The organism is Streptomyces sp. NPDC058257, assembly GCF_042881845.1.
Taxonomy (GTDB): domain Bacteria; phylum Actinomycetota; class Actinomycetes; order Streptomycetales; family Streptomycetaceae; genus Streptomyces.
In genome coordinates, this window is record NZ_JBHVXJ010000004.1 from 256,603 (window position 1) to 283,570 (window position 26,968).

Sequence of the window (26,968 nt, forward strand, 5' to 3'; positions counted from 1 at the left end):
GGCGGACGGTATGAGGAGGGTGGCGATGAGCCCGAGTACGACGAACCCCGCGGCGACATAGCCGCCCAGGGCGACCCCGTCGTTCAGATCGACGCGGACCTCACGGAACGGGACCTCGCGGAACAGAACCTCGCGGAACGGGACAGGGCCGCCGGGTCGGGCTGACCCGGCAACCATTCCTCGCCCCGGTGACGACTGCCCTGCGCAACGCGGACGTAGACGCACACCCACTATCGCCAGGGCGGATGAGGCAATGAGAGCGATCAACGATGAGCGCGGGGCGCGGCACCGCAGGCGTCGGCTGAACCTGACGATCGGCATCCCGGTGGCCCTGACGGCTGCGGCGGGGCTGACGTACGGCACGGCCTTCGGGATCTTCGGCGAGGGCGCGCGGCCACTGGCCGCGGCGGCGAGTTCCGCAGGGGCTTCCGCCGCCGACGTCACCGACGTCACCGATGTCGCGGACGGCTTCGCGTCGGTCAACGCCCTGGGTCAGAACGGGACGTACGGCGGACGCGACGGAAAGACAGTCACCGTCAGAACGCTCGCGGACCTGGAGAAATACGCGACGGCTTCCGACCCGTACGTGATCGTCGTAGCCGCGACGATCACGATGGACCCCAAGGGCAAGGAGATCAAGGTCGCGTCGGACAAGACGATCGTGGGTTCCGGCACCTCGGGCCAGATCGTCGGAGGCGGCTTCTTCCTGGGCCAGGGCGTGCACAACGTGATCATCCGGAACCTCACGATCCGGGACTCGTACGCGGGCACGTGGAACGACAAGGAGCACGACTTCGACGCCGTACAGATGGACGGCGCGCACCACGTGTGGATCGACCACAACGATCTGCGGCACATGGCGGACGGCCTGATAGACAGCCGAAAGGACACCACCTACCTGACGGTGTCCTGGAACAAACTGAGCGACAACAACAAGACCTTCGGCATCGGCTGGACCGAGAACACCACGGCCGACATCACGATCCACCACAACTGGTTCCGCGAGACGGAACAGCGCAACCCGTCCACGGACAACGTGGCCCACGCGCACCTCTACAACAACTACCTCCAGGACGTGGCAGGAACGGACATCACGTCCTCGTACGGAAACTACTCGCGCGGCAACACGAAGATGGTCCTGGAGAACAGCTACTTCGAGGGGCTCAAGAACCCGGTCACCAAGGACAGTTCGGCCTCGATCGTGCAGCGCGGGAATGTCTTCGTCGGGACGAGCGGACGCAACGAGAGCGGCGGCACGGCGTTCGACCCGAAGAGCTTCTACGACTACACGCTGGACAAGGGGTCGGACGTCCCGTCGAAGGTGAAGTCGGGCGCGGGCCCGCGCCCGAGCACCGCCACCACCGCCACTGCCTCTGCCACCACCACCGCCACCCTCACGGTGGCGAAGGACGGCAGCGGCCAGTACAAGACGGTGCAGGCGGCGGTCAATGCCGTACCCGCGAACAACTCCTCGCGGGTGATTGTCTCCATCGCGCCGGGGACGTACCGCGAGACGGTGAAGATCCCGTCCAACAAGCCGCACGTCACGCTCCAGGGCTCTGGGAGCAGCCGCAAGGACACGGTCATCGTGTACGACAACGCGGCGGGCACCCCCAAGCCGGACGGCTCCGGCACCTACGGCACATCGGGCAGCGCGACCGTCGCCGCCGAGGCCGACGACTTCCAGGCCCGCAACCTGACCCTCTCCAACGACTTCGACGAGAAGGCCAACCAGAACCTCGCAGGTCACCAGGCGGTGGCCCTGCGCACGGCAGCCGACAAGGCGTTCCTGGACAGCGTGATCGTCGAGGGCGACCAGGACACGCTCCTCCTGGACACGGCGGCGAAGGACAAACCGGGCCGGGCGTACATCAAGAATTCCAACGTCGTAGGCAACACGGACTTCGTCTTCGGCCGGGCGACAGCAGTGGTGGACCAGTCGGTGATCACCCTCAAGAAGCGCTGGGACGGCACCTCGCAGGGCTACGTCACCGCGCCGAGCACGGCGGCCGACCGCAAGGGCTTCTTGATCACGAACACCACGGTGAACGGCGACGTCTCGGCACGCAGCTTCTACCTGGGCCGCAACTGGCACGCGGGCGGCGACGCGGCGCTTGACCCGCAGACGACGGTGCGCGACTCGACCCTGAGCGCCGCCGTCAAGACGACCCCGTGGGTGGACATGGGCGGCTTCCCCTGGAAGGACGACCGTTTCGCGGAGTACAAGAACACGGGCGCGGGCTCGGGCACGGCGAGCGCCGACCGCCCGCAATTGACGGACGCGCAGGCAGCGAACCAGGAGATCGGCGACTGGCTGGGAAATTGGACCCCGGGTTCCTGAGGAGCAGTACAAGGAATTCGAGAGTTCACATAGCCCACAGAGTTCACAGAATCCACAGAGTCCACGGGGAATGAATTTGCATTCCCTCAAAGAGTGTGGGCACGGCGACGCCACAGAACACAGAGGCACGCACGACCCCCGCCGCCGTGTCCACACTCGCACGAAAAAAGCAAGCGGGAACAGGGAAGTTGCGTCAGGTCGCGTGTTCACACGGACCGCCCCTTTGGCCAGCCGGGCAGACGCGATAATGACCACACGGGGAAATGCATTCGGCGCACGCAGGTGGACGGAATTCGGCTGCTAGGGTTTGGCCTTCGTCACGGGCAGGGAGTTTCTCGCCGTACCGGCGCTCCGGCTCGTATTGCAAGCGGTCACATCACTTCACGCTCACGGCCAAGGCCACAGCCATGGCCACAGCGGCCCACGCCTCCACACATTCCTGGAGCCCTACGCTCATGTCTGCCGACAGCGCCACGACGTCGCCCCTCCCACCACCGCCGAACACCTCCGAAGCGGCCTCCGGAACCTCTACCGGGACCTCTACCGGGACCTCTCCCGGAACCTCCGCCAAGGGCCGCCACCTCGGCCTGGCCCTGTTCGTGATCGCCGCCGCCCAGCTGATGGTGGTCCTCGACGCGACGATCACGAACATCGCCCTGCCCAGCATCCAGACGGACTTGGGCGTCACCGACGCGAATCTGGCCTGGATCGTCAATTCCTACGCCCTGGCCTTCGGCGGACTGCTCCTGCTGGGCGGCAGGGCGGGAGACCTGTTCGGCCGCCGCCGGATGTTCCAGGTGGGCATCGCGGTCTTCACCCTCGCATCCCTCCTGGGCGGCCTGGCTCCCAACGAGGCGCTGCTGATCGGCGCGAGGATCCTCCAAGGAGTGGGCGCGGCACTGGCAGCCCCCAGCGCACTGGCCTTGATCACCACCACGTTCCCAGCCGGTAAGCCGCGCAACACGGCGATGGGCGTGTACGCGGCGATGGGCGGGGTCGGCGCGACGGTGGGCCTGCTGCTCGGCGGCGTACTCACCGACGTACTGGACTGGCGGTGGGTGTTCTTCGTGAACATCCCGATCGGCCTGGCCGTCCTCGCCGGAACCCGCACGCTGGTGGAGGCGGAGCGCCACCGGGGCCGCCTGGACATCCCGGGGGCGATCACCGGGACCGGCGGCTTGATCGCGTTGGTGTACGGGATCACGCGGGGCGGCGAACACGGCTGGACGAACGCCCTGACGCTGACGTCATTCGCCACAGCGGCGGTGTTTCTGCTGGCCTTCCTGCTCCTACAGTCCCGTACGACACACCCGATGATGCCGCTGCGACTGTTCAAGGACCGCAACAGGTGGGGCAGTTACGCGACGATGCTGTTCATCGGGGCGGGCATGTTCGCCACGTTCTACTTCCTGACGCTCTACATGCAGCTGATCCAGGGCTACAGCCCGGTGCGGACGGGCTTCGCGTACCTCCCCTTCAGCTTCGGCATGGCGGCGGCGGCAGGTATCAGCTCCAAGCTGATCGCAAAGGTGCCCCCTCGCCTCCTGGCGGGCCCGGGCCTGCTGGTGGCAACGGCGGGAATGCTCTGGTTCGCAACGCTCACCCCGACCTCCTCCTACGCCACGCACCTCATGCCGGCGATGTTCGTCACGGGCCTGGGCCTGGGGATGAGCTTCGTCCCGATGACTCTGGGCGCGGTGAGCGGAGTGGCCCACGAGGACACGGGAATCGCCTCGGCGCTCCTGAACACGGCACAGCAGATCGGCGGCGCGCTGGGCCTCGCGGTCCTGTCGACGGTCTCCACCTCAACGGCGAACGCGAAGCTCCCGGAGGCGGCCTCAGCCCTGTACCGCGCCCTGTCCACGAAGGACTTCCCCCTGATGTCCCGGGCGGGCGAGGCGGTGACGCACGGCTACACGATGGCGTTCATAGCGGCGGCGTGCATGTTCCTGGCGGGCTTGGCGGTAACGGCACTGGCGATCACCGCGGGCAAGCAGGAACACACGGAGTCCACACCCCCGCCCCACATCGGCTGACGCCACCCCCGGCCAGGCGGCACCGCCCCACCCCCATCCGCTACCCTGTCTGAAACCGCCATCCGTGGCGGCATCAGTCAGCCCCGCCTTCGTAGCTCAGGGGATAGAGCACCGCTCTCCTAAAGCGGGTGTCGCAGGTTCGAATCCTGCCGGGGGCACAGCGAAAAGGCCCCGGACCAATCTTGGTCCGGGGCCTTTGACATCTACTTTTGACATCGACGCGGGCGGTCACTGACGACCGAGGCCCTACTCGGCCGCAGTGATAAGCCTTGTGAAGCTGACCGGCCTACACCGCTTTCCATGCTCGTAGGCCCCGTCGCGGTCTGCTGGAAACTCCGTTCCTGGATACGGACGGTCCCCGGTGATCCGCCGCGGTTGGACGGCTGACTGGCGGGGAGCCACGGGGAAGGTCGCAGGGCGATCCGTCAGCATCGGGCGTCGGCGTGTCCCTCCCGCAGGTCCGGTGCCCAACTAGCCCTGGATCGCCTCAGTTTCCCAAGGCCGGGCGCCAGACGCGTCGGCGCAGTGGAAGCAAGCCGTAGGGTTCCGTCCATGGTGACTGCGACCGTCCGCGAGTGGAACGACGAGGAAGGGTGGGGTGTTCTCGACTCCCCCGAGACTCCCGGCGGCTGCTTCGGCCATTACTCCGACATCCAGGCGACCGGCTTCCGCACGCTGTCGGCCGGACAGCAGGTCGACCTCGCCTGGGAAGCCCCCGGCTTCAAGCAGGACGGGTACGACTACCGCGCGGTGAGCATCGCGCCTCGGGCTGCCTGACCTTCACGGCTGACACGTCACACCCCACGTCGGCACTCGCCCACGAGCCCGGTCTCGCAGGCGACGATCCCGAGCTGGGACGGTCGCGCGCACGCGGCCTGGTGAGGCTTGGGAGGCCTGGGAGGCCGGGGTATGACACCGCCGGGGCCGCCTGGACAGGTGGGCCCGCGCATGGGCGCAGCCTGGTGGTGGCAGACCCAGGATGAGCTGGCACTGCCCGGCTCCGAACGGGTTGGGCAGACTGATCCGCATGACCCACAACAGCACGTACATGAAGGCAGTCACCATCCCCTCGTTCGGCACCGCCGACGTCCTGCGCCTCGACGAGGTGAAGATCCCCGAGCCCGGTCCGGGCCAGGTCTCCATCGATGTGGCGTACGCGGGCGCCAACTTCGCCGAGGTCCTTTACCGCCAGGGCGTGGTGGACGTGCCGCTTCCCTTCGTGCCGGGCATCGAGGTCTCCGGCCGGATCCGGGCGCTCGGCCCCGGGGTCGAGGGGCTGTCGGTGGGGCAGCCGGTCGCCGCCCTGACCATCGTCGACAGCGGTGGCTACGCCGAGGTGGTCACCACGTCGGCGGACCTCGTCGCCCCTCTGGACGGCTACGACCTGAGTCTGGAGACAGCAGCGGCGCTTCCGTCCAACAGCACCACCGCCTTCCTGGTGCTCGACCGCGTGGCCCGCATCGAACCGGGCGAGCGCGTACTGGTACATGCCGCCGCCGGCGGCGTGGGCAGCCAACTCGGCCAGGCCGCGCGGCAGTTGGGTGCGGGTCGAGTGGTCGGCACAGTGGGCAGTGTCGCCAAGATCGAAACCGCCAGAGGCTTCGGCTACGACGAGGCGATCCTGCGGGACAACCACGCCGAGGCGGGCGAATTCGACATCGTGGTCGACATGGTGGGCGGCCCTGCACGTCGCTCCAGCCTGGACCTGCTGGCCCCGATGGGCCGACTGGTCGTGATGGGCAACGCCTCGGGCGCCGAGGACGTCGGCATCTCGTCCAACGAGCTGTGGTTCAGCAACAAGAGCGTCTCCGGCTTCAACCTCGCCGCGTTCTCCGAGGCCTTCCCCGCCCAAGCGGGCCGGGCGCTGCGTCGTGCCGTCGCCGCGGCAGCGGAGGGCCGGATGCGGGTACAGGTCGAAGCCCTCCCGCTGGAGCGAGCCGCCGAAGCGCACCGCCGCATCGAGTCCGGCTCCACCACCGGCAAGCTGGTGCTCACCGTCGGAGGTCAGGGTTGAGAGGTCCTGACATAGGCGTGGGTGTTGAGAGGTCCTGACATAGGCGTGGGTCGGGACGCGCAGCCGTACGGCGGGCAGGGGCCTGACCTCAGCCCCTCAGCCCCCTCCCCTCAGCGCCCCCAGCCCTCAGCCCCAGCCCGGACTCAAGGGCGGATGCGGACCCCGTGGCGCGTGCGCATGCGGTGGAGTTCCCACAGGGCCACCGCCGTCACCGAGATCGGGCCGCCGAGGGCCGCGCACCACTGCGCGGCTGGTGGCCCGTGGGGCAGTCCGCCGTCGAGTGCGACGCTGCAGAGCGTCAGTTCCCAGACGAGTACGACGGTGAGCGCGGCCGGGAGAGCGGCGTGGACGTTGGATGTGTTGAAGGCGTAGCGGGCGGCGTACGCGGAGGCGAAGAGGAGGAACGGCAGCAGCCAGACGAGGCCGATGAGCAGGGCGAGCGCCACCAGGCCGTTCAGGAGCGTGCCGTAGTTCTGTTTCAGGAGAACAGCGCTGCCTGCCAGTACGAGGCCCACGCCCACCAGAATGCCGACGTACCAGCCCACCGCCTTGAGCGGCTCACGCAGGCGGGAGCGGAGCACGCGCCTCTGCGCGGCGGGCGCGTAGCGGATGAAGCCGATGACGACGAGTGGCCCGGTGAAGATGAGCAGCAGCGGGGCGAGGATCACCTTCACCACGCCGTCGTTGGCGACGCCGCTCCAGCCCTCGTCCGCGCCGTAGGCGTAGATCAGGAGGAGGCTCGCGGCCAGGCCGACGATCGCGCGCCACAGCTGTACCCGCGTCACGACCCGGTCCTCGACACGGCCCGCGCCCGGCTGGTTGAAGATCGCCTCGGCGCGGCGGCGGGCGGAACGGATCACCGGGATCAGCGGCGAGACGAAGAGGAACGCGCAGCCGGACCGTCGCCGCCGGACAGGCTGCGGCGGCTGCGGGTACGGATGCGGGTACGGATGCGGGTGGGGCTGAGGGGTCGGATGTGGGTGCGGGTACGGGCTCGGTGGCGGGCCGTACGGGTCCGGGGCGCCGCCCCCCTGTGGCTGTGGCTGGCCGTTTCCCGGTCCCCAGCCCTGATATCCCCCGTGTGCCACTGTTCCCCCTGGTCTCCCGCGACGCTTCCGAGCGCGCGCAGTTTACTGGCCGGAACCGGACGGGCGGCACCCCGACGGTCTCGCCCTCAGGGTTCGGGGTCGGGGTCGGGGGCGAGTTCGGGGTTGGAGCCGGGGTCGAGTTCGGGGTCGTCCGCCGCGTACGGGTGAACGTATCGGCCCTTGTCGAAAGGGGTGAACCAGCTCGTGATCCCCATGGGCGCGATGCCCAGGGCCGCGCCCACCTCGCTCTCGTCGACGCCGTCCATCGAGTCGTCGTACAGCAACTCGTGGTCCATGTCCTCGTAGACGAGGTCGGCGAAGCGGTCCAGCGCCGCGGAGACGCCCTCGTCGAGGAGGCCGAAGGTTTCGAGCGTGACCTCGGCCTCGCGCAGCAGCAGCTTGAGGACCAACTCCTCGGCCACGCAGCTCAGCTCCTTGAAACTCCCCACGGTCAGCCGCGTGGTCAGGGCGATCGCCGTCACCAGGAATCGCCGGGCGAAACGCGCGTCGTACTGCAAGGCGTAGCGCGGGGGCAACTCGTCGAGGAGCCACATGGGACGGTCGCATTCGGCGACGTTGGTTCCCTCCCGGTCCAGCGCGTGCGCGTCCTGGAACAGTTCGTCCATGAGGACGTCCGTGCCCCAGATCAGGGCCCCGGCGGCAAGCTCGGCGTCCTCCGTCGAGATGCCGCCGGAGTCGCCCCCGCTCTCGGCCTCGCCCGCTCGCCACTCTTCGTCCTCGCCCTCTCGCCCCTCTTCGTCCTCGCCCGCTCCCTCGGCCTCGCCCGTTCCCTCGTCCTCGCGCACACCGAACATCCCCGCGCCGAAGGCGGCAAGCCGCGGGGCCATGGTGCGGATCTTGGAACGGATGGCATCGGTCTCCATCGTCGTCCCGGCCGCGTCGGCGGGCGTGGCTCCCCCGGCAAGGCCCATCAGACGCGCACGGCGGGACTCAAGGTCGTCCGGCGGAGCATCAGGGCCGTCAGCCGCGTCCAGGCTCTCCATCGCCAGGTCCGGGTGCAGCTCCACCTGACACCGCACGACGGTCCAGTCCGAGAGCAGATCCGTGCTTTCGAGCAGATCCTCCACCAGTTCCCGGACCGCCTCCTCGGCGAACTCCAGCGCCGGGGCGTCCACGACTACCTTGAGCAGCGCCCCACCGGGATACACGCCCACGAAGGTGTCGAGGAGTTTCACCTCCATCCCGTCGGGGCCCGTGATCTCCTCCACGGACTCGAAGCCGTTCTCAAGAAGGGCGGCGACGCCGACCCGTTGCAGCTCGTCCATCTCCGAGGTGCCGCCGGGCGGTCGGGTATCCACACTCACTGCATATGTCACGCAGTACAGCCTCGCAGGTGGGGCCGCCGCTTGAGCTCGCAATGCCGACTTCCCTGCCGTCGCGGTTTCAACCTGTGTCGAGGGCCCCGCCCCGGGCAGGCATGAGGTGAACTCCCATGGAGGTCGTTCACTCCCGCAGGCCGGCCCCCATGGTTGAGGCGGGCCGGCCGTGGCCCAGGGGAGCCGCTGCGGCCGGATCCTGCCAGCAGACAGGGAGACCGGAAGGCCGCCAACCCCTTCCCCGGTCCGCCAGGCAGCCCCCTCCAGCAGCACGCCAACCCCTTCCCCGGTCCGCCAGGCAAGCCCCCTCCAGCAGCACGCCAACCCCCTCCGGCAGCCCGGCACCCCCCTCCGGAGCGCTGCTGTTACGACCCCCTAATACCTCCCCGCCCAACCCCCGCCCCGTCCCCGCCCTCTCCCCCGGCATGGGGACACACAGTCAGGTGAAGCCGCCGCGCGAGCCCAAACAGCCCCGCGTCCGCGCCCACGTCCGAACCCGCGTCCGCACCCGCACCCGAACCCGCACCCGAACCCGCACCCGCACCCGCACCCGAACTCGCGTTGGAAAGCCACGCCGCCGCCTCATCGACTACCCCCGCCACGGCAGACACGGTCTCCGTCGCTGGCTTCCCTCCTGGCGGCAGTGGGGCGGCTCCCTCATCCTCGTTCTCTCCACCCTCGTCTGCCTCTTCGCCATCGTGTACGCCGCTGTCGACATCCCCGACGAGAACGCCACCGCCCAGCGGGAGGCCAACGTCTACTACTGGGCCGACGGCACCCAGATGGTCAGTACCGGTGAGGTGAACCGGCAGAACGTACGGCTCTCCGAGATTCCCGATGCCGTCGAGAACGCGGTCATCGCCGCCGAGAACGACACCTTCTACAGCGACTCCGGCGTCTCGCCCAAGGGCCTGGCCCGCGCCGCCGTCAACATGGTCCGCGGCCAGGAGACGCAGGGCGGCTCCACCATCACCCAGCAGTACGTGAAGAACACTTACCTCTCCCAGGACCAGACGGTGACGCGGAAGGCCAAGGAGTTCGTCATCGCGTTGAAGGTGGACCGGAAGAAGAGCAAGGAGGAGATCCTCCAGGGGTACCTCAACACCAGTTGGTTCGGGCGTGGCGCCTACGGCATCGAAGCCGCCGCCTACGCCTATTACGGAATCCCCGCCAGGGAGTTGAATGCCAGTCAGGGGGCTGCTCTGGCCGCTCTGTTGAAGGGTGCCGAGCAGTACGATCCCTCGGCGAGCCGCGCCAACCACCTACGTTCCGTGGCCCGTTGGAAGTGGATTCTCGACCGGCAGGTCAAGGCCGGACTCATGGAGCGCGTCGAGCGCGAGAAGTTCACGGACTACCCCGAGCCCCACAAGCAGTCCCGGGCCACCAGTCTCGGCGGGCAGACCGGCTATCTCGTCGACGTCGCGAACAGGTACATCAAGCAGAACACCTCGCTCACCGACAAGGACCTCGCCCACGGCGGCTACAAGATCCACACCACCTTCGACAAGGACAGGATGCGGCGCCTGAAGGGCGCGGTCGAGCGCGTCCTGAAGCGCGACATCGACCCCGAGAAGCGCGTCGCCGACAAGGGGGTGGAGGTGGGCGCCGCCTCCGTGCGGCCGACCGACGGCGCCATCGTCGCGCTGTACGGAGGCGCCGACGCCACCAAGCACTTCACCAACAACGCCGACACCTCCGGCGTTCCCGTCGGCTCCGCCTTCAAGCCCTTCGTCCTGGCCTCCGCCCTCGATCACGGCATCGGTACACAGGCGTCGGGCGGGCGCGGCAAGTGGTGGCAGCCGGTGTCGACCGGCAGTTTCTACGACGACAGCGGCCATCTGCTGGGTTCCGTCGCGCTTAAGCGCGCTGTAGGCCCCGACTCCGATTCCGGCTCCGGCTCCGGCTCCGGCTCCGGCTCCGGCTCCGGCTCCGACAACGGCTCCGGCTCCGGCTCCGGCTCCGGCTCCGGCAACGGCCACCCGGACGACACCAGTCACCCCACCCTGGGCCAGGCCCTGGCGAAGGGCGGCAACGCGACCTACACACGCCTCGGCAAGGAGGTCGGCTGGGAGCGGGTGCGGCGCACCGCCGTCTCCTCCGGGCTTCTCGACGGCAGCATGGCGCGCCTGGACAAGACCTTCCCCATCGGTACGTCGACACCCAGCGCGATCCGGATGGCCGGCGCCTACAGCACCTTCGCCAACCGCGGCCTGCGGCACGACCCCTACTCGGTGACCAAGGTCGTCAAGGACGGCGAGAACGTCGACGGGCTCGCGAGGCCCGATGCGCGGCGCGCGTTGGATCCGGATACGGCCGATGAGGTCGCCGACGCGATGCGGGGTGTCGGCATGTCATCCGTCGATCAGCCGGTCGTCGCCGGACGCACCGGCGATCAGGATCGTCTCCGCTCGGCCTGGTTCACCGCCACCACCGAACATTCGTCGACCGCCGTGACGATGTTCCGCACCACTCCGGACAAGCCTCAGCTGCTGCCCATGTCGGGCGTGGGCGGCAAGAGTTCGCAGCACGGGAACGTCTTTCCGGTACGGATCTGGCAGGACTACGTGAAGGACGAGCGGGCCGGGACCGCGCCGGTGGCAACACAGGGGAAAGGGAAGGGCAAAGGGAAGGGGGAGAGGAAGGAGTACCTGAATGAGCCCTCCGTGCCCAGCAGTTCCCGGTAGCGCGGGGCTCACCCTCAGGACACATCCTCAGGACTCACCCCCAGGACTCACCCCCAGGTCTCACCCTCAGAACTCACCCTCAGGACTCATAGCTGCTCATCCTCAGGTCCCTTCCCCAACCACCGGCCTGCTGCCATCGTTCCGATATGTATCCCTATGGGCCGCCGCCCGGGCCGCCGCCCCGCATCGACTCGGGGCGACTACGGCCCCGCGTGCGGTGGTTCGTCGTCGCGGGAGTCATCGCGGCGGTCTGCGTGGGCATCGGCATAACCAGCTTCGTGCTGACGTTCACCGCGGCGGTGCACTCCGTCGACGACAGCAAAGCGTTCACGAGCGGGCAGTCCGTCACGCTGCGCATGGGGCCCGATGACGACGCCGCCATCTACGTGCGCAATCCCGTCGTCGCTCGTGCGCACTGCGAAGTCGTCTTAGGGCCCTACGGCGCCGCGCCCCGCGTGACCACGCCCGACAGCAGCTTCAGCGTGACCAGGGGCAGCGTCGAGTGGGAGCGCGTGTTCGTGCTCAAGACGGACACCGCCGCGGACTACCGCGTGAAGTGCGACGACCCGCGCGGCGCCCTCACCTTCGCCCCCGGCGACGACGCCGACTTCGCGTCCTTCGTCGGCGGCATCGTCGTGACCGTGGTCGTGCCGCTCCTCGGCCTCCTCGCGGGCAGCGGCATCGCGATCATCGTCGGCGTACGACGCGGCAGGCACCGCCGGTGGCTGGAGGCGCAGGCGTACTACGGCTGACGCCAGGCTGTCCCCGCACTGCCCACGGCTAGCGCGCGTTCTCGCGCATCTCCTCCGGGCAGGCCGTGCCACGTGGCAGTTGGTAGGGGGCGGCGAGGCGGTAGACGCCGGGGCCCGGGGCCAGGAGTTCGGTCCACTTGTCGCCTTCGGCGTCCTCCTCGGCCTCCATCAGGCAGCCGTTGAGGTTGTCGAACTTCTTGGGGGTGTTCTCGTCCAGCTCCCGCTGCCGCTTGGACGCGTCGGTCTCCTTCGGCCCCTCAAGGCCCTTGCCCTCGGCGTCGACGATGCTGAGCCACGGCGAGTACGGCACGCGGATCAGGACGCGGCCCGCCTTCTTCACCTCGATCGTCATCCCGCCCGCCTCCGCACGGTCGACGACCGCGGGCGGATCGGCCAGCGGGGTCGGGTCGGTGACCTCGTACAGCTGCCAGTTGGAGTCCACCCACACCTGCTTCAGATACGGCAGGCCCCTCTCGACCAGCTTCGCCTCGCGCTTGCCGCCGTCGCCGTCGGGCTCGCCGTTGGGCACCACGACGAAATGCACCGACCAGCGCTGGAGCCACTCGTGGTAGTTCGCCGAGTTCAGGGTGTCGTCGTAGAAGAGGGGGTTGCGTTCCATGTCCGCCTGGCGGTTCCAGCCGCGGGCGAGGTTCACGTAGGGCGAGAGCGCGGAGGCCTCGCGGTGGCTGCGCGCGGGCACGACCTCGACGCGGCCCTTGTCCGCGCCGACCTCCTGCAACTCGTTGACGAGCGGCGCGAGCTCACGCGTCCAGGAGGCGACGGGCGTCGTGTGCACCGCGTCGTCGCCCGCCTTGAACCCGACCCAGCCGACGAATCCGGCGAGCCCCACGACGATCACGTACCACTTGCGGGTCTTCGGAACGGCGAACGGCAGGGCGGCGAGCAGCACGACCGCCGCGAAGGACATCGCGAGGCGGGTGATGTTGGAGCCGATCTGCGAGTTGATCAGCCAGACACCGAGCACGAAGATCGCGTACACGACGGTGGTGATCCGCACGGTCTTCCAGTGCTTCGGTACGACGTAGAAGATGAACGCGCAGAAGAGCAGGGGCAGCGAGGCCGACCCGAACGACATCGGCTGCGTACCGGAGAAGGGGAAGAGCCACGCCGAGATGCCCACGACGACGGCGGGCGCGAGCCCGAGCGCGTACGCGCCGGGGTAGCGCTTGCTGAGGAAGAGGGCGGCGGCGACCATGCCCACGAAGAGGCCGGCCACCGGGCTTCCCATGGTCGCGAGCGCGGCGAACGGCGCGGCGACCAGTGCCTTCGCCCACCGCTTGTAGCGCCAGCGGTAGGGCCAGCAGAAGACGGCGGCGACGGCCATCAGCGCGAACATCTGGCCGAGGCCGTACGTCACACGCCCCGACACCGCGTTGCAGAACAGCGCGAAGACACCCGCGAGGGCGGGCCACAGCGGCTGTTTCACCGCGCGGCTGCGGACCAGGATCATCGTGAGCATCGCCGCGGAGATCGTCCCGGCGATCATCATCGTGGTCCGGACGCCGAGCACGGACATCAGATACGGCGATACGACGCTGTACGACACCGGGTGCATCCCGCCGTACCAGGCGAGGTTGTACGCGGAGTCGGGGTGCCGTCCGACGAACTCGGCCCAGGCGTCCTGCGCGGCGAGGTCTCCGCCGCTGTTGGCGAAGATGAAGAACCACAGGACGTGCAGAACGGCCGCGGTGACCGTCGCGATGGTCACGGGGTGCCTCAGGAACCGCATCCACTTGGATTGCCGCTCGGGTACGACAGGTTCGTCGCCGCGCTGGGCGGGCAGCTTTATTCGCGCCCCGGTGCGGGCCCCGCCACCGGTGCCGGAATCAGGATCGGCGTCGTCGGCTCGCGTCGGCTCCGCTGTGGCCACTTGCGGCACTCCCCGTGTCGTTCTGTCCGTCCGGGGGCGTAGGTCGTGATCGTGGGTCGTGTCGGAGGGTCCGTCCCGGAACACCCCGTCGCCCAGCCCCGGTGTACTGCCCCCGAGCTTGTGACGCTAGCACGCAGGGCCCGGAGGGAGCCCGGGGTGGGGGCGCTCTCTCCGGGCCCTGCGTTGTGCTTGTGCGTCGTGCTCGTATGCCGTTGCTTTACGTCGTGCTTGCAGGCGTACTTGTACGTCGTGCTGGTACGTCCGTACTTGTACGTCGTACGTGTACGTCTGTACTTGTACGACGTACGTGTACGTCGGCCTGCGGATGCCTCAGCCGACGCGCTTCAGCTTGGCGCCGAAGCCCGGCTCGCTGAGGTCGCTCTGGAGCGCGACGGGCACCTCCACGGCGCCGTCCTTGCCGTCGCCGACGCTCAGCACACCCACTTCGGTGCCTGCCTTCGCCGAGTGCGGAACCGTATCGCCCGCCTTGTCGCCGAGCTTCAGCTTCACGGTCAGGCCCGACCAGCCCGCGGCGGCGACGTCCTTGGTGGCCACGACCGGGGTCGTGCCGCCCAGACCGTCGTCGACCTGACCGACGACGTCGCCCTTCTTCACTATCGTCTTGGCCGTGAGCGCGCCCTGGCCTGCCTCGATGAGCTTGCGGGTGGCCCCGGTGACCTCGTCGATGTTCGCCGTGCCGTTGCGCCCGTACTGGCCGAGGGCGGCACCGATGATCGTGCGGGTCTGGCCGCCGACCTTCTTCTCCGCGGCGAAGAGGATGTTGCCGCCCGCCGCGGTGGTGGTGCCGGTCTTGATGCCGATGGCGACCGTCGGGACGAGCCCGAAGAAGTTGTTCTGCTTGTCGCCGTTGAGGTCCTTGTAGCTGGGCTGGCGGGAGATCTCGTTGAAGACCGGGTCCTCCATCGCGGCCCGGCCCAGCTTCACGAGGTCCTCGGCGGTGGAGACGGTCGTCTTGTCGAGGCCGCTCGGGTCCGTGTAGTGGGTGTTCTTCATGCCGAGTTCCTTGGCGGTCTTGTTCATCTTCGCGACGAACTCGTCCTCGGAATCGCTCTTGGTGTCCCAGCGGGCGAGCAGCTTGGCGATGTTGTTCGCGGACGGCAGCATGACCGCCTGAAGCGCCTCGTACTGGGTGAGCTTCTGGCCCTCGGAGACCTTGACGACGGACTCGTTCTCCGCCTTGCCCGTCTCGTAGTGCTTCTCCGCCGCGGCGTCGACCGGGATCTTCGGGCCGTTGTTGCCAGTCTTCAGCGGGTGGTCACGCAGGACGAGGTAGACCGTCATGACCTTGGCGATGCTCGCAATCGGCACGGGCTTCTGGTCGCCCGACGTACCGAACGTCCCGATGCCGTTGACGTCCATCGCCGCCTGGCCCTGACTCGGCCACGGCATGGACGGCTTGCCTCCGTCGAAGGAGACGGTCTCCTTCGCGGTGAGCGCGAGGGTGGGCGTCGGCAGCGGACGCACAGCCTGTACGACCGCAAAGACGATCACCAGGAGCAGTACCAGCGGCGTCCACACCTTGACTCGCCGCACGGTGGTGCGGACCCGGGTCTCGGGCGGCGGCGGAGTGTTGGTCAGCTCGGCGAGAAGGTCGAGCGGGGGCCTCGGCGGCAGGGGCTGCTGGGTGGTGTGCTCGGGGCCCGCATTGCCCGGCACCTTTGGGGGCGTGGCCGCCTCAGGTGCGGAGGTCGGCCTGGCAGGCGGCTGTGCGCCGCCGCTGGGCGAGGCGCCGTCGAGGGGCTTGAGCGCGACGAACTTGCTGGTGCGCTCGGCTTCACCCTCCGGCTTCGCCGTGGGCTTTGCGGTCGGCTTTGCGGTCGGCTTCGCGGTCGACTTCGCCTCGGGCTTGGCCTTGTCGGCGGGCTTGTCCTCCGGCTTGTCTTCCGGCTTGTCCTCCGGTTCGGCGGTGCCCTTGCCCTCGGGCTTCTTGGCTCCGGGCTTGTGGTCGCCCAGCTTGAGCATGGTCGTCGGCTGGTCGACCGACTTCGGGGGCAGCGGCGCCTTGAAGATCGCGGTGGCCTGGTCGACTCCGCCCGTGGGGGGTTCGGGGTCCTCGGTCACGGTCTCGTCGTCGGCCGTGTCGGCGGAGTCCTTGGTGTCGGCGGAGGCCTTGGTGCCGGCCGAGGCCTTGGTGTCGCCCTTGGTGGAGCCCTTGGGCTCGTCGGAATCGTCGTCAGGCGCGGCGTCCTCGGGGCTGTCCGCCACGTCGGCGTCACCGGCATCACCGGCATCACCGGCGGAAGCGTCCGCACCCGCAGGCTCGTCGGCCGCGCCAGAACTGTCTGCGCCGTCGGTGCCGTCGGTGCTGTCGGTGCCGTCGGCCGAAGCCGCGCCCCCGTCGCCCCCGTCATCCGCCGCGCCCGAGTCGCCCGAGTCGCCCGAGCGAACCTCCGCATCGGCCGGGGCGTCGTCGGAGGAGCTGTCCCCGTCGGCGGCAGAACCCTCGGCATCGCCGGACCCAGCCGAACCGTCAGCGTCACCCGCCGCCTCGGGCTCGCCGGAGGAGCTCTCATCGGCGTCAGCGTCGGCGGCAGCGTCCTCGTCGGAAGCCGCATCCTCGCCGGACGCGGTTCCCGTCTCCGCGGCCCCGGGGGTCTCCTCGTCCGCCGAGGCCACCCACGCCGCCACAGCGGCCCTCAGGCGCGCGTCGCCGTTCTTCTCACCCTTGGGCTCGCTCTCGGCGCTTTCGGCGCTCTCAGCGCCCTGGGAGCCTTCCGCGCCCTCAGTGGAATCGCCGTCCCCGGGATCCCTGGAATCCTCGGAATCCCCGGAATCCCCGGAATCCCTGGAAGCCTCGGATTCCCCGGAACCGGTGGATTCCCCGGAACCCGCGGCCCCACTCGCCGCAGCCCCACTCGCCGCCGCCGACGACGACGCCGATACCGACGACGCCGTCTCCGACACCGCCTTCGTCGAGAAGACCGCCGTCGCCGTGTCCTCCCGCGCCGCGGGGACCTCGCGGGCCACCGCAAGGCGGGGGTCGCGTTCCTCCGGCGTCGGCGCCGGTACTGACGGTTCTGCCCCAGTCGGTTTCCCCGACGACTTCCGCTGCTTCGACCTGTCGGGGGTCTCGCCCGCCACCGATGCCTCCTCGTACGCCATGCCGCTCGCGTTGCCGTTGCGCCAAAACATGGCCGGACCCGCTGTCCGAACCATGTACCAGTGTCCTGTGTGGGGGCTTAACCCCCGTGGTAGACGAGAACGACATACCTACTGGTTCCCGTACTTACCGGTCACGCACCCTCGACAGACCAATGTGAGAGGGGTCACCCTGTCATTCATCCACGCGGGGAGGCATGGATGGGCAGGAGCCGCAGAACAATTCCGGAGGAGCTTCTGCTGCTCGCTTTGGACCCGGCCACGGGTACCACAGCGCAGCCGCAGTCGCTCGACCTCGGTCTGGCCGGAGCACAGCTAGTGGAGCTGGCGCTGGCCGGACGGATAGCCCCAGACGGGGATCGTATCGCCGTGGTGATGCCACGGCCGACCGGAGATCCGACTCTGGACTCCGCACTGGAACTGCTGCGCAGGCGCGGCAGTCCGGTTCGGGCAGTCCACTGGATTGGCGGGCCCCGACTGGGGCTGCGCCAGATTTACCTCGCGCACCTGGAGCGGTGCGGCATGGTGCATGCCGTTTCGGGCCAGATGTGCGGAGTGCTGCCGACGACTCGCTACCAAGCGACGGACACGGCGATCAGCCGGGACATCAGGTCCCGACTGGACAGTGCGATCCGCACCGGCGTCCCGCCGGACCCGCGGACCGCGGCGCTCGCCGCGCTCGCTCACGCAGTGGGACTCGGCAAGCACCTGTACCCCGGCAACGAGGGGCGTTCATCGCGCTCCCGTCTCCGGGACCTGATCAGGCACGACCCGATGGGCGGCCTCGTGGCGCACGCCGTGATGGACGTCCAGAACGGTGCGGCCGCTCAGCCGCGCCGTAGCCCGGCCCCAGCGGGTCCGGGTGGGCCGGGTGGACCAGGTGGACCAGGCGGTGGCCGACAGCCGGCCAGGACCGCACCGGAACCCGGCGGGGTCCCGATGCAGCCACACCGCGGGTCCATGGCACGCGCCGTGGCCCACTGAGCACGATCACAACTGCACAATCACAACTGCACGATCACAACTGATCGACCGCAGTGAGAAGTAAGTGAAAAGCAGCAAGCAACAAGCAGCAAAAGACTTACCGCAGTACGGCAACAGCTACGCCGCACCGCAGTCCCCCAGACCCGGTACGGGAGCCGCTGGGCCGCGCGGGGCACTGGCACCGGAACGTCCGGACGACGACACCGGTACCTCTGCCCCGCGCGGCCACACATCTTGGCGCCCCGACAGCCGGGCCGCACCCTTCACACCGGTCCTCACGTCCGCCTTCACGTCGCATCGCGCCTCGCACTTCCCAGACTTCACTTCGCACTTCACATCGGCTGTTTCCCAGCGGGTGCGACGCGTTGGTGGCACTCTGCTCAACAGCAGATACGCAAAGTAGAGGCATGTAGTCGGAGGTGCACGTCCCGTGGCGTCCAGTGTCAATCCCACCGTCAGGCGACGCCGTTTGGGCCAGGAGCTCCGCAGGCTCCGCGAGCTCAAGGGCATGACGGCCGAGGAGGTCGCCGAGCGCCTGCTGGTCTCGCAGTCGAAGATCAGCCGCCTCGAGAACGGCCGTCGTTCGATCAGCCAGCGCGATGTACGCGATCTCTGCGGGGTCTACGAGGTCGAGGACCACCGCATCGTCGACTCGCTCATGCAAATGGCCAAGGACTCACGCCAGCAGGGCTGGTGGCACTCCTTCGGCGACATTCCGTACAGCGTCTACATCGGTCTGGAGACGGACGCGGCATCCCTGCGCGTGTACGACCCACAGGTCGTCCCCGGTCTGCTCCAGACCCGTGCGTACGCGGAGGCACTCATCACCGGCGCGCTGCCGGAGACCACGCCGACGGACATCGAGAAGCGCGTCCAGGTCCGTGTCCGCCGCCAGGAGCGCATCAACGCCCCGGAGAACCCCCTGCGCCTGTGGACCGTCCTGGACGAGTCCGCGCTGCGCCGCGTGGTCGGCTCCCGGCATCTGATGCGCGAGCAGCTGGAACATCTCGTGGAGCAGTCCCAGCTGCCGCACGTGACCGTCCAGGTGATTCCCTTCGAGATGGGCGCGCACCCGGGCCTCAACGGCCAGTACGCGATTCTTGAGTTCCCGGACGCCGCGGATTCCAGCGTGGTCTACATCGAGGGTGTCACGAGCGATCTTTATCTGGAGAAGGCGAACGACGTCCAGCAGTACAGCGTGATGTACGAACATTTGCGGGCACAGGCCCTGAATGTTGATCAATCACGCCAACTCATCGCAGACATCGCGAAAGAGTACGCGCGCTAGGACGTAGACCGCGTACGGGACCGCCCGCCAGAAAAGAGTTCGGCACGGTACACCTTTCCCTCGGCGAGGCGGAAGACCCCAGTGGAATATGCCATCCGGTCGAGTGAACGCTCCCTTCACTCGGCGATGTTGGCGAGTAGCGTCATTCACGCCATCAAGCACCACATGTTGGCACAGCCGCTCTCGGCGGTGACCGCAACTCACCCACTGGGCAAACCGGAGTAACCATGGCAATTCATCAGGGCGCTACGAATACATGGATCAAGTCCTCGTATTCCACGGGAAACGGCGCTTGCGTCGAGGTCAAGTCCCCGATTGCAAGCGCAATTTCCGTCCGAGACTCGAAGGTCGACGCGGGGCCCGTCCTCGCCTTTCCCTCCGACTCATGGCGCGCGTTCGTCTCCGAGGTCGGCCGGGAGACATCAGACCTCGGCTGATACTTATCTCCTGTACGTTCCGCACCTCCTCGCATATCAGCCTCATCAGCACCACGGGGTCAGCGAGCGCTCAACAACCTCATAAGCAGAACCGATTGAGCCCTCTCGACTGGCCCGCCGTCCCGGCCGAGGGGGCTCGGCCCTGCCCGCCCCACCCCATCCCATCCCAATCCCGTCCCATCCCATCCCATCCCATCGACCGTTGATCAACGGCTGCCGCAATTGATCGCTAGCGCAATTGATCGACGTAGAGATCCGTTCCCGGGACCGTGGGAATGAACGGCGCCACCAGTTCCACCCGCCCCAGGCCCGACTCCGCCACCGCGTCCGCCCGCCCGGCGAAATGCTCCTGCCAGCACTCGCGCGGATCGGCCTGCAGGAACCAGAGCAGCGTGAGCCGCGTATCGACGCCCTCCACCTGCTTCACGTAGGTCATACGGTCCCCCGGCAGCGGAGTCGGCCGGAAGATCGTCACCATCGCGGCGGGAGATCCGGCGAGTGCGCGCGGCAACTGCTTGGCGCACAGAAACTCCAGCAACTCCGCTCGCCGCTCACCCGAACCACCCGAGCCACCGGAATCACTGGAATCACTGGAATCACCCGGATCACCTGAATCACCGGATCCGCTCGATTCGACGTCGATGACTTCGAGCACGAGGCCTTGGTAGGGGTGGTCGAGCGCGTGGAAGTCGCGGGGTCCTGCCGCCCCGTCCCGGTAGACGGTGGCCTCGTGGTCCTGGAACGCCGTGAACACGTGCGTGCGGTCCTGGTAGACGCGGCCGTCGCGGTTGAGGCGTTTGTTGATGCCGACGGTCCACTTCATGTGCTCGTCGTAGCGGCCTTCGGTGACCCAGTATGTGGAGAGGTAGCAGCCCGCGGTCACGGGCTGGGCGACCGCTGACTTCTCGGGGTAGCGCAGGAGTTGCAGCTCTCGGGGAGCGACCCAGCGGCGGCCCGCGTACATCCAGGGCATCGCCATCGCGCCGGCGTAGTAGTGGTCGTCCTCGTACCAGCGGTTGTACGCGTACTCGTGGCCCGCGTGCGGCTCGACCATGGTGATCAGGGCGTGGCCCGGACGCACGCCGTAGGGTCCGACGGCGGCCAGCTCGCCGTAGACCTCGCCGCGGGTGTCGTCGGGCGAGTGCTCACGTGCGTTCTCGCGGGTGTCGTCGGGCGAGTGCTCGCGTGCGTTCTCGCGGGTGTCGTCACTCATGCCTCTCCCCTTCCTCCCTCTTCCTTCCTCCGGTGGACGCCCATACTCTGACGCCCCGTCAGCAAAACTGCCAGAGCCGGGAGGCGCCCCATGCCGTCGCTCCTCGAAGGAAAGACCGTCGTCGTGTCGGGGGTCGGTGCAGGCCTCGGACATCAGGTGGCGGCCGCCGTGGTGCGCGACGGCGGGCACGCCGTCCTCGGGGCGCGCACGGAGGCGAACCTCGCCAAGTCGGCCGAGGAGATCGACCCCGAGGGCTCGCGCACGGCGTACCGCGCGACCGACATCACCGACGAGTCCCAGTGCGACGCCCTGGCGCTCCTGGCGCGCGAGCGCTTCGGCGGGATCGACGCGGTGGTCCATGTCGCCGCCTGGGACAGCTACTTCGGAGGCATCCAGGACGCGGACTTCGCGACCTGGCAGCAGGTCATCAACGTCAATCTGCTCGGCACGCTGCGCATGACACGGGCCTGCATCCCCGCGCTGAAGGAGCACGGCGGCTCGGTGGTGTTCATCGGCACGCAGTCGGCCGTCGCGGCACCCTCGCAGGTGCGGCAGGCGGCGTACGCGGCGTCGAAGGGCGCGCTGACGTCGGCGATGTACTCCCTCGCCCACGAAGTGGGGCCGGACCGGATCAGGGTCAACACGGTTCTGCCCGGCTGGATGTGGGGTCCGCCGGTCGAGGCGTACGTCCAGTTCACCGCGCACACCGAGGGCGTGCCGGAGGACGAGGTGCGGGGCCGCCTGGCGGAGCGGATGGCACTGCCGGAGCTGGCCACGGACGGGGATGTGGCGGACGCGGCGGTGTTCCTCGCGTCGGACATGGCGCGGTCGATCACGGGACAGTCGCTCCTGGTGAACGCGGGCGAGTTGATGCGGTAGGCGTCGCGCGGGGCGGAACGAAGAACAGGGACGGCTGTACGGGACTCGGGTCCCTGTACAGCCGTTTTCGCATGCTCCGAGGGCCCGGAGGGAGCTCGGGGCAGGGCTTGGCGGGAGCCTGCGGAGGGGGCCCGGCGGGAGCCTGCGGATGGCCCGCCAAGAGCTCCGCCAGGAGCCCGTTGAGGCCCCCCGCTGGATCAAGGATGTGAACGTAGGTCAGCAAACAGAACGATTTTACGTTCTCTTGACCTCACGGGCGGTTGTCCGCGGCGTACGCCCGAACCCACGATGAGCGGGCACTTCAGGCCGCCCACGTCCGTACGTCACGAAACTGGCGAAGTGCACGGCATTTCAGCGCAGTTCACAAGGCGGACCCCTGGAGGGGGCACATGAACAGTCTCGACTGGGCCGTGCTCATCGGCTACTTCGGAATCATGGTCGCGATCGGCGTCTGGTCGCACAAGCGCGTGGACAACGTCAGCGACTTCTTCACCGCGGGCGGCAAGATGCCCTGGTGGCTCTCTGGCATCTCGCACCACATGTCGGGCTACAGCGCGGTGATGTTCACCGGGTACGCGGGCATCGCGTACACCTACGGCGTCACGTCCTTCATCACCTGGTCGTTCCCGATCGCGCTCGGCATCGCCATCGGTTCGAGGCTCTTCGCGCCCCGCATCAACCGGTTGCGCTCGCGACTGCACGTGGCATCGCCGCTCGAATACCTCAAGAACCGCTACAACCTGAAGACCCAGCAGGCTCTCGCCTGGTCCGGCATGCTCCTGAAGATCGTGGACGTGGCCGCCAAGTGGGCCGCCATCTCCACGCTGCTCTCCGTCTTCACCGGCATCTCGATCAACCAGGGCATCCTGATCACCGGCGTGATCACCGCCGTCTACTGCACCATCGGCGGTCTGTGGGCCGACGCGCTCACCGAGCTCGGCCAGTTCATCATCCAGCTCCTTGCCGGTGTCGCGATGTTCGTGGCCGTGGTGGCCAAGCTCGGCGACCACGGCGGCTTCTTCGGAGTCTGGGACGAGCCCGCGCTGGCGGGACACGGGAAGCCGTTGGTCGGCCCGTACGGCACGATCTTCCTTCTGGCGTTCCTCTTCATCAAGCTCTTCGAGTACAACGGCGGCATGCTCAACCAGGCCCAGCGCTACATGGCCACGTCGAGCCCCCGCGAGGCCACGCGCTCGGCCCGGCTCTCGGCGATCCTGTGGCTGGTGTGGCCGGTCGTCCTCTTCTTCCCCATGTGGATGTCCCCGCTCCTGGTCAAGGCACAGAAGCCCGACGGCTCCGACTCGTACGCCCTGATGACCGAACAACTCCTGCCGCACGGCCTGTTGGGCCTGGTCATCGTCGGCTTCTTCTCGCACACGATGGCCATGTGCTCCTCGGACGCCAACGCAATCGCGGCGGTGTTCACGCGGGACGTGGCGCCCGTCGTGTCCGAGAAGGCCAGGGCGTGGAACGACCGCAAGGGTCTGATCGCGGCGCGCCTGACGACGGTGATCTTCCTCGGCCTGTCGATGGCGGTGGCCACGCAGGTCAACTCACCCGCGTTCAAGGACATCATCACGGTCGTCATCAAGTGGGTGGCAGGCCTCATGGGTCCGATCGCGATCCCGATGATGCTGGGTCTGCTGCGTACGTTCCGCAAGTCCGGACCGACGGCGGCGCTGACCAGCTGGTCGATGGGTCTGCTCGCCTTCTGGCTGGTCAACTACCCGATCAACTGGAACGTCGAGGGCGGGGTGCCCCTGGAGTACCAGGTATCGATCCCGCTGGCGGTCTCGCTGATCCTCTACATCGCGATCGGCTACATCAAGCCGGAGGACACTCCGGAGCGGGACGCGATCATCGAGAAGATCAATACGGACGACGACGGCTCCGCCGGGGCCGCTGCGGTTGTTCCGGCACCGGCGGGAGAGGCGGACGAAACGGTCGCCCCCCGTGGCCGCTTGCAGTAGATCACCGGCTCCGCCGAGTTCGCCCTCAGCCGCCGGACGGGCTGGACACCCTCCAGCCCGTCCGGCGGCGCATCGCGTACTACCTACCGCCTACGGGCTACGGGCTACGGGCTACGGGCTACGGGCTACGGGCTACGGGCCACCGCTACACCCGCGGATACTTCGCCAACCACCCCGGCGACGACACCGCGGGCCCGTGCAGTGCGGGCCCCTGTGTCATCTCCATGGCGAAATCGTCCGCGAGCTCAAGAATCGTGGCCCGCCCCTCCAACTCGGTGAGCCAGCCCGGAGGCAGCGCGGTCTCTCCGTGCAGCGCGCCGAGCAGGGCCCCGCACAGTCCTCCGGCGGCAGCGGACGCGCCCCCGTGATTGATGGCGAGTCGCAGCCCGTGGCGGATGTCCTCGCCCACCAGAGCGCAGTAGACGGCGGCGGCGAGCGAACCCTCCGCCCCACCGTCGCCGACCAGCTCCTCCACCCGCGAGGGGTTGGGCATTCCCTGCCGCACGGCCCCCAGAGCATGCTTCAGCGCATCGGTGACGGGCTGATGTCCTGGTCTCGCCGCAAGCAGCGCGAGCGTCCGCTGGATGGCGCCGTCCAGGGATTCCCCGCGGGCGAGCCCGTGCACGATGACGGTGTGCGCGCCGGCCGCGAGGTAGGCCGTGGGATGGCCGTGCGTCTGCACCGCGCACTCCACCGCCAGTTGCAACACCAGCTGCGGCTCCCACCCGACCAGGAGCCCGAAGGGCGCGGACCGGGTGACGGCCTCCGTCCCCTTCTCCTCCGGGTTCTTGGGAGCCTCCAGCGTCCCCATTTTCTCGTCCCCGAACCCCAGCAGGCAGGAGCGGGCGGGCGACCGTCGCGAGTAGAGCCACTCCTCGCGGGCCAGCCACCCGTCCTCCTTGCGCCGCTCGTCGGGCCCCCAGTCGCTCTGGGTGGCCGCCCAGCGGCGGTAGGCGCGGTGCAGGTCGGTGGGCGGATGCCAGGCGCCGGTGTCGCGCCGCACCTGGGCGCGTATGAGTCCGTCGACGGTGAAGAGGGTGAGCTGCGTGGCGGCGGTGACGGCGCCGCGCCTGCCGTGCGCGGAGGCGGGTTCGGTGAGCCCTTCGGCGCCGTGCGCCTCGCGTATCGCCTTGAGGCTCAGCGAGTCGACGGGTGCGCCGAGCGCGTCCCCGACGGCGCCCCCGAGCAGGGTGCCGCGCACCCGGCTGCGGAAGTCCTGCTGCTCGGCGCGGCCCCAGACTCCGGTGGCTGCTGCGGTGCTCACGGCACCTCCTCTCCTGGCTCGCCCCCTGCGCTTCCCGCACTTCTGCGCAGCACTGTAATCGACCGGGAACGCTCGGTTCGGTGGCGAAGAGATATCTGAAGAGTCGCCCGTCAGATCACTTTTGACCGGCCTTCACCAGGCCTCTTCATGGATCTACACAGGGCTGTGGAAACGTCCATTCCATGACCACATGACCACATGACCGTGGACACAGGGGACGCATGGGGGCGGTCTTGTTCGGCGGCTCGGCTCAGCCGTACCAGGTGACGTTGCGGAGGTAGACGCATGTGTGGCGCGGCACCGCGAGGAAGCCGATGAAGCCCCGCCCCCCCCAGAAGGCCAAACTCGCGAAGGCCGCCTTCTCGGTCCAGTCCGTCACAGCCCTGCCTCTGCCTCTGCCTCTGCCGACTCGCGGATCGCACGGATCTCCGCGATGGCAGCCGTCGGGTCCTGCTCCCCGGCGTCCACGATCCGCTCAAGCGTGCGCAGCCGGGCGGCACGCGCCGGATACCGTTCGGTCGCGACGAACACGGCCCAGGAGTGCACGAAGGCCCGCAGCGCGTCCGGAGTGAGCTCAAGCATGGGGATCAACGGCCCGCACGGGCCGTCGGGCTGGGCGCTCACGGTGACCTCCGGTGCGGATGCCTCGGTCCTCGTACGGTACCGGCGGAGTCGGCGGTGTGTTGCTGGGACAGCGCTGGTCACGGGATTCACTTCCGGTAGTTCCTATGCTGCGGTCGCGCCGGAGTGGCTGCAGGCTCGGCACTGGCCCGGCTCAGGGGAGCGGAAGGCGCGGTCGCAGCCTTCGCAGGTCTGGAGCGGGTCGGGGCGGGTCGCCCTCGGTGCAGGGGGCACAACCGGGGGCAGCAGGGCTGTGAGGCGGTGGGCGAGGAAGGCGGCCGGGTGGCGCAGGGGTTCCGGCGGCAGGTCGGTTGCGAGGACCCGCTGTACGTCGGCGGGGATCACCCCGCGCTCCAGCCAGGCGACTGCGGCCGGTACGAGACGGCGTACGTCGCGCTCGGCGAGCAGGAGGCGGGGCGAGAGCGCGCGGAGGCCGGACAGGAGGTCGGCGGCGGCGGTGCGGTGGCGTGACCCCGTCGGCTGCGGCGGCTCCGTCTGCTTGGGGGCCGGGTTATCGGGTGCTTCGTAGGCCGGTGGTTCGGGCTCCCCTGGCGCGTCCGACTCCTCGGGCTCCTCGGGCTGCGGTGCCAGTTCGAGGCGGGGCATGGGGGCCTGCGGGCGTTCCGATCTTTCCGACGCTCCCGCCCCCTGCGGGAGGTTGTACGAGATCGTCCGGGTCACGATCTGCCCGGACGGCAGGCGCTCCTTGATCCGGGCCAGGTAGCCGTGCGCCTCCAACTCCCGCAGAGCGGCGGCGATACGCGTCTCCCCTTCGGGGAACTTCGCCGCCAGCGCCTTGATGCTGACCGGGGTTCCGTCCGGGAGCGACTGGATGTGGATCGCGAGGCCGATCGCCGTCAGGGAGAGTTCGGAGTGCTGGGCCAGAGCGTTGCCGACAACGGTGAACCGCTCGGTGTGCGGCTCGCACACGTGGCCGACGCCTGGCCGCGTTCGGCTGGATCGGCTGGATCGGCGGGAACGGCCGGGGGAGGGGCGCGCAGGCGCGTTAGGGTGCTGCTCAGTCATCGGGAAGCTTCCTTCTTCCTTGG

General features: G+C 68.7%; 20 protein-coding genes and 1 tRNA gene. 12 read left to right on the forward strand and 9 right to left on the reverse strand.

The features are described 5' to 3' along the window. The first annotated feature begins 253 nt into the window (after positions 1 to 253). From ACFVXC_RS13620 to ACFVXC_RS13640, 5 genes are all read left to right on the forward strand, one after another. Positions 254 to 2,341, forward strand: coding sequence for a pectinesterase family protein (locus ACFVXC_RS13620; RefSeq protein WP_389904878.1), 2,088 nt, complete (start codon positions 254 to 256; stop codon positions 2,339 to 2,341). 455 nt (positions 2,342 to 2,796) lie between these two features. Further along, the gene (locus tag ACFVXC_RS13625) at positions 2,797 to 4,377 is read left to right on the forward strand and encodes an MFS transporter (protein ID WP_389904880.1); all 1,581 of its coding nucleotides are present in this window, start codon (positions 2,797 to 2,799) and stop codon (positions 4,375 to 4,377) included. 85 nt (positions 4,378 to 4,462) lie between these two features. After that, a tRNA-Arg gene (locus ACFVXC_RS13630) sits at positions 4,463 to 4,535 on the forward strand. A gap of 394 nt (positions 4,536 to 4,929) precedes the next feature. Then, positions 4,930 to 5,154, forward strand: a complete 225-nt coding sequence (locus ACFVXC_RS13635; RefSeq protein WP_389904882.1) for a cold-shock protein — start codon at positions 4,930 to 4,932, stop codon at positions 5,152 to 5,154. A 250-nt stretch (positions 5,155 to 5,404) separates the two neighbouring features. Then, positions 5,405 to 6,391, forward strand: a complete 987-nt coding sequence (locus tag ACFVXC_RS13640; protein WP_389904883.1) for a zinc-binding alcohol dehydrogenase family protein — start codon at positions 5,405 to 5,407, stop codon at positions 6,389 to 6,391. Between the two features lie 143 nt (positions 6,392 to 6,534). Here the strand turns inward: ACFVXC_RS13640 and ACFVXC_RS13645 are convergent, their stop codons facing one another. Both ACFVXC_RS13645 and ACFVXC_RS13650 read right to left on the reverse strand, forming a co-directional pair. Beyond that, a complete protein-coding gene (locus tag ACFVXC_RS13645; RefSeq protein ID WP_389904884.1) occupies positions 6,535 to 7,251 on the reverse strand; it encodes a hypothetical protein in 717 nt (238 codons plus the stop codon). Positions 7,252 to 7,565: 314 nt separating this feature from the next. Beyond that, positions 7,566 to 8,798: a hypothetical protein gene (locus ACFVXC_RS13650; protein WP_389904886.1), complete on the reverse strand. Its 1,233-nt coding sequence runs from the start codon at positions 8,796 to 8,798 to the stop codon at positions 7,566 to 7,568. Positions 8,799 to 9,241: 443 nt separating this feature from the next. On the opposite strand from ACFVXC_RS13650, the gene ACFVXC_RS13655 reads away from it, so the two are divergent. Continuing rightward, positions 9,242 to 11,500, forward strand: a complete 2,259-nt coding sequence (locus ACFVXC_RS13655) for a transglycosylase domain-containing protein (protein ID WP_389904888.1) — start codon at positions 9,242 to 9,244, stop codon at positions 11,498 to 11,500. 146 nt (positions 11,501 to 11,646) lie between these two features. Next, complete coding sequence (locus ACFVXC_RS13660; protein ID WP_389904891.1) at positions 11,647 to 12,252, forward strand: hypothetical protein; 606 nt, start codon at positions 11,647 to 11,649, stop codon at positions 12,250 to 12,252. 28 nt (positions 12,253 to 12,280) lie between these two features. Here the strand turns inward: ACFVXC_RS13660 and ACFVXC_RS13665 are convergent, their stop codons facing one another. Beyond that, the gene (locus tag ACFVXC_RS13665) at positions 12,281 to 14,143 is read right to left on the reverse strand and encodes an MFS transporter (RefSeq protein ID WP_389904892.1); all 1,863 of its coding nucleotides are present in this window, start codon (positions 14,141 to 14,143) and stop codon (positions 12,281 to 12,283) included. Positions 14,144 to 14,473: 330 nt separating this feature from the next. Further along, positions 14,474 to 17,320 (reverse strand): D-alanyl-D-alanine carboxypeptidase, encoded by a 2,847-nt coding sequence (locus ACFVXC_RS13670; protein ID WP_389904893.1) that lies wholly within the window; start codon positions 17,318 to 17,320, stop codon positions 14,474 to 14,476. Between the two features lie 144 nt (positions 17,321 to 17,464). Between ACFVXC_RS13670 and ACFVXC_RS13675 the strand changes: the two genes are divergently transcribed. The 3 genes from ACFVXC_RS13675 to ACFVXC_RS13685 all read left to right on the forward strand — a co-directional run bounded on the left by ACFVXC_RS13675 (position 17,465) and on the right by ACFVXC_RS13685 (position 19,972). Then, positions 17,465 to 18,247 carry a GPP34 family phosphoprotein gene (locus tag ACFVXC_RS13675; protein ID WP_389904894.1) on the forward strand — a complete coding sequence of 261 codons (783 nt, stop codon included), beginning with the start codon at positions 17,465 to 17,467 and terminating at the stop codon, positions 18,245 to 18,247. Positions 18,248 to 18,677: 430 nt separating this feature from the next. Beyond that, on the forward strand, positions 18,678 to 19,535 hold the full coding sequence (locus tag ACFVXC_RS13680) for a helix-turn-helix domain-containing protein (protein ID WP_389904897.1): 858 nt from the start codon (positions 18,678 to 18,680) through the stop codon (positions 19,533 to 19,535). 227 nt (positions 19,536 to 19,762) lie between these two features. Beyond that, positions 19,763 to 19,972, forward strand: coding sequence for a DUF397 domain-containing protein (locus tag ACFVXC_RS13685; RefSeq protein ID WP_389904899.1), 210 nt, complete (start codon positions 19,763 to 19,765; stop codon positions 19,970 to 19,972). A 229-nt stretch (positions 19,973 to 20,201) separates the two neighbouring features. Here ACFVXC_RS13685 and ACFVXC_RS13690 read toward each other — a convergent pair whose 3' ends face one another. After that, positions 20,202 to 21,185 (reverse strand): hypothetical protein, encoded by a 984-nt coding sequence (locus tag ACFVXC_RS13690; protein ID WP_389904900.1) that lies wholly within the window; start codon positions 21,183 to 21,185, stop codon positions 20,202 to 20,204. A 90-nt stretch (positions 21,186 to 21,275) separates the two neighbouring features. Here ACFVXC_RS13690 and ACFVXC_RS13695 point away from each other — a divergent pair, with 90 nt between their 5' ends. Together ACFVXC_RS13695 and ACFVXC_RS13700 are read left to right on the forward strand one after the other, a co-directional pair. Continuing rightward, positions 21,276 to 22,064, forward strand: coding sequence for an SDR family oxidoreductase (locus ACFVXC_RS13695; protein ID WP_389904901.1), 789 nt, complete (start codon positions 21,276 to 21,278; stop codon positions 22,062 to 22,064). A gap of 389 nt (positions 22,065 to 22,453) precedes the next feature. Beyond that, positions 22,454 to 24,034 carry a sodium:solute symporter family protein gene (locus ACFVXC_RS13700; RefSeq protein WP_389904902.1) on the forward strand — a complete coding sequence of 527 codons (1,581 nt, stop codon included), beginning with the start codon at positions 22,454 to 22,456 and terminating at the stop codon, positions 24,032 to 24,034. 145 nt (positions 24,035 to 24,179) lie between these two features. Here the strand turns inward: ACFVXC_RS13700 and ACFVXC_RS13705 are convergent, their stop codons facing one another. The 4 genes from ACFVXC_RS13705 to ACFVXC_RS13720 form a co-directional block, all read right to left on the reverse strand. Then, on the reverse strand, positions 24,180 to 25,298 hold the full coding sequence (locus ACFVXC_RS13705; protein ID WP_389904904.1) for an ADP-ribosylglycohydrolase family protein: 1,119 nt from the start codon (positions 25,296 to 25,298) through the stop codon (positions 24,180 to 24,182). Between the two features lie 250 nt (positions 25,299 to 25,548). Next, the gene (locus ACFVXC_RS13710; RefSeq protein WP_389904906.1) at positions 25,549 to 25,677 is read right to left on the reverse strand and encodes a hypothetical protein; all 129 of its coding nucleotides are present in this window, start codon (positions 25,675 to 25,677) and stop codon (positions 25,549 to 25,551) included. Beyond that, a complete protein-coding gene (locus ACFVXC_RS13715; protein ID WP_389904908.1) occupies positions 25,674 to 25,922 on the reverse strand; it encodes a hypothetical protein in 249 nt (82 codons plus the stop codon). The genes ACFVXC_RS13710 and ACFVXC_RS13715 overlap by 4 nt, the downstream gene beginning before the upstream one ends. A 102-nt stretch (positions 25,923 to 26,024) precedes the next feature. Continuing rightward, positions 26,025 to 26,945, reverse strand: a complete 921-nt coding sequence (locus ACFVXC_RS13720; RefSeq protein WP_389904910.1) for a helix-turn-helix domain-containing protein — start codon at positions 26,943 to 26,945, stop codon at positions 26,025 to 26,027. Positions 26,946 to 26,968: the final 23 nt, after the last annotated feature.

What these genes read in the sequence shown, in the direction of transcription:
- ACFVXC_RS13620 (WP_389904878.1), top strand. Translation starts at nt 254, where the DNA reads ATGAGAGCGATCAACGATGAGCGCGGGGCGCGGCACCGCAGGCGTCGG.
- ACFVXC_RS13625 (WP_389904880.1), top strand. Translation starts at nt 2,797, where the DNA reads ATGTCTGCCGACAGCGCCACGACGTCGCCCCTCCCACCACCGCCGAAC.
- ACFVXC_RS13635 (WP_389904882.1), top strand. Translation starts at nt 4,930, where the DNA reads ATGGTGACTGCGACCGTCCGCGAGTGGAACGACGAGGAAGGGTGGGGT.
- ACFVXC_RS13640 (WP_389904883.1), top strand. Translation starts at nt 5,405, where the DNA reads ATGACCCACAACAGCACGTACATGAAGGCAGTCACCATCCCCTCGTTC.
- ACFVXC_RS13655 (WP_389904888.1), top strand. Translation starts at nt 9,242, where the DNA reads ATGGGGACACACAGTCAGGTGAAGCCGCCGCGCGAGCCCAAACAGCCC.
- ACFVXC_RS13660 (WP_389904891.1), top strand. Translation starts at nt 11,647, where the DNA reads ATGTATCCCTATGGGCCGCCGCCCGGGCCGCCGCCCCGCATCGACTCG.
- ACFVXC_RS13670 (WP_389904893.1), bottom strand. Translation starts at nt 17,320, where the DNA reads ATGGTTCGGACAGCGGGTCCGGCCATGTTTTGGCGCAACGGCAACGCG.
- ACFVXC_RS13675 (WP_389904894.1), top strand. Translation starts at nt 17,465, where the DNA reads ATGGGCAGGAGCCGCAGAACAATTCCGGAGGAGCTTCTGCTGCTCGCT.
- ACFVXC_RS13685 (WP_389904899.1), top strand. Translation starts at nt 19,763, where the DNA reads ATGGCAATTCATCAGGGCGCTACGAATACATGGATCAAGTCCTCGTAT.
- ACFVXC_RS13690 (WP_389904900.1), bottom strand. Translation starts at nt 21,185, where the DNA reads ATGAGTGACGACACCCGCGAGAACGCACGCGAGCACTCGCCCGACGAC.
- ACFVXC_RS13695 (WP_389904901.1), top strand. Translation starts at nt 21,276, where the DNA reads ATGCCGTCGCTCCTCGAAGGAAAGACCGTCGTCGTGTCGGGGGTCGGT.
- ACFVXC_RS13700 (WP_389904902.1), top strand. Translation starts at nt 22,454, where the DNA reads ATGAACAGTCTCGACTGGGCCGTGCTCATCGGCTACTTCGGAATCATG.
- ACFVXC_RS13720 (WP_389904910.1), bottom strand. Translation starts at nt 26,945, where the DNA reads ATGACTGAGCAGCACCCTAACGCGCCTGCGCGCCCCTCCCCCGGCCGT.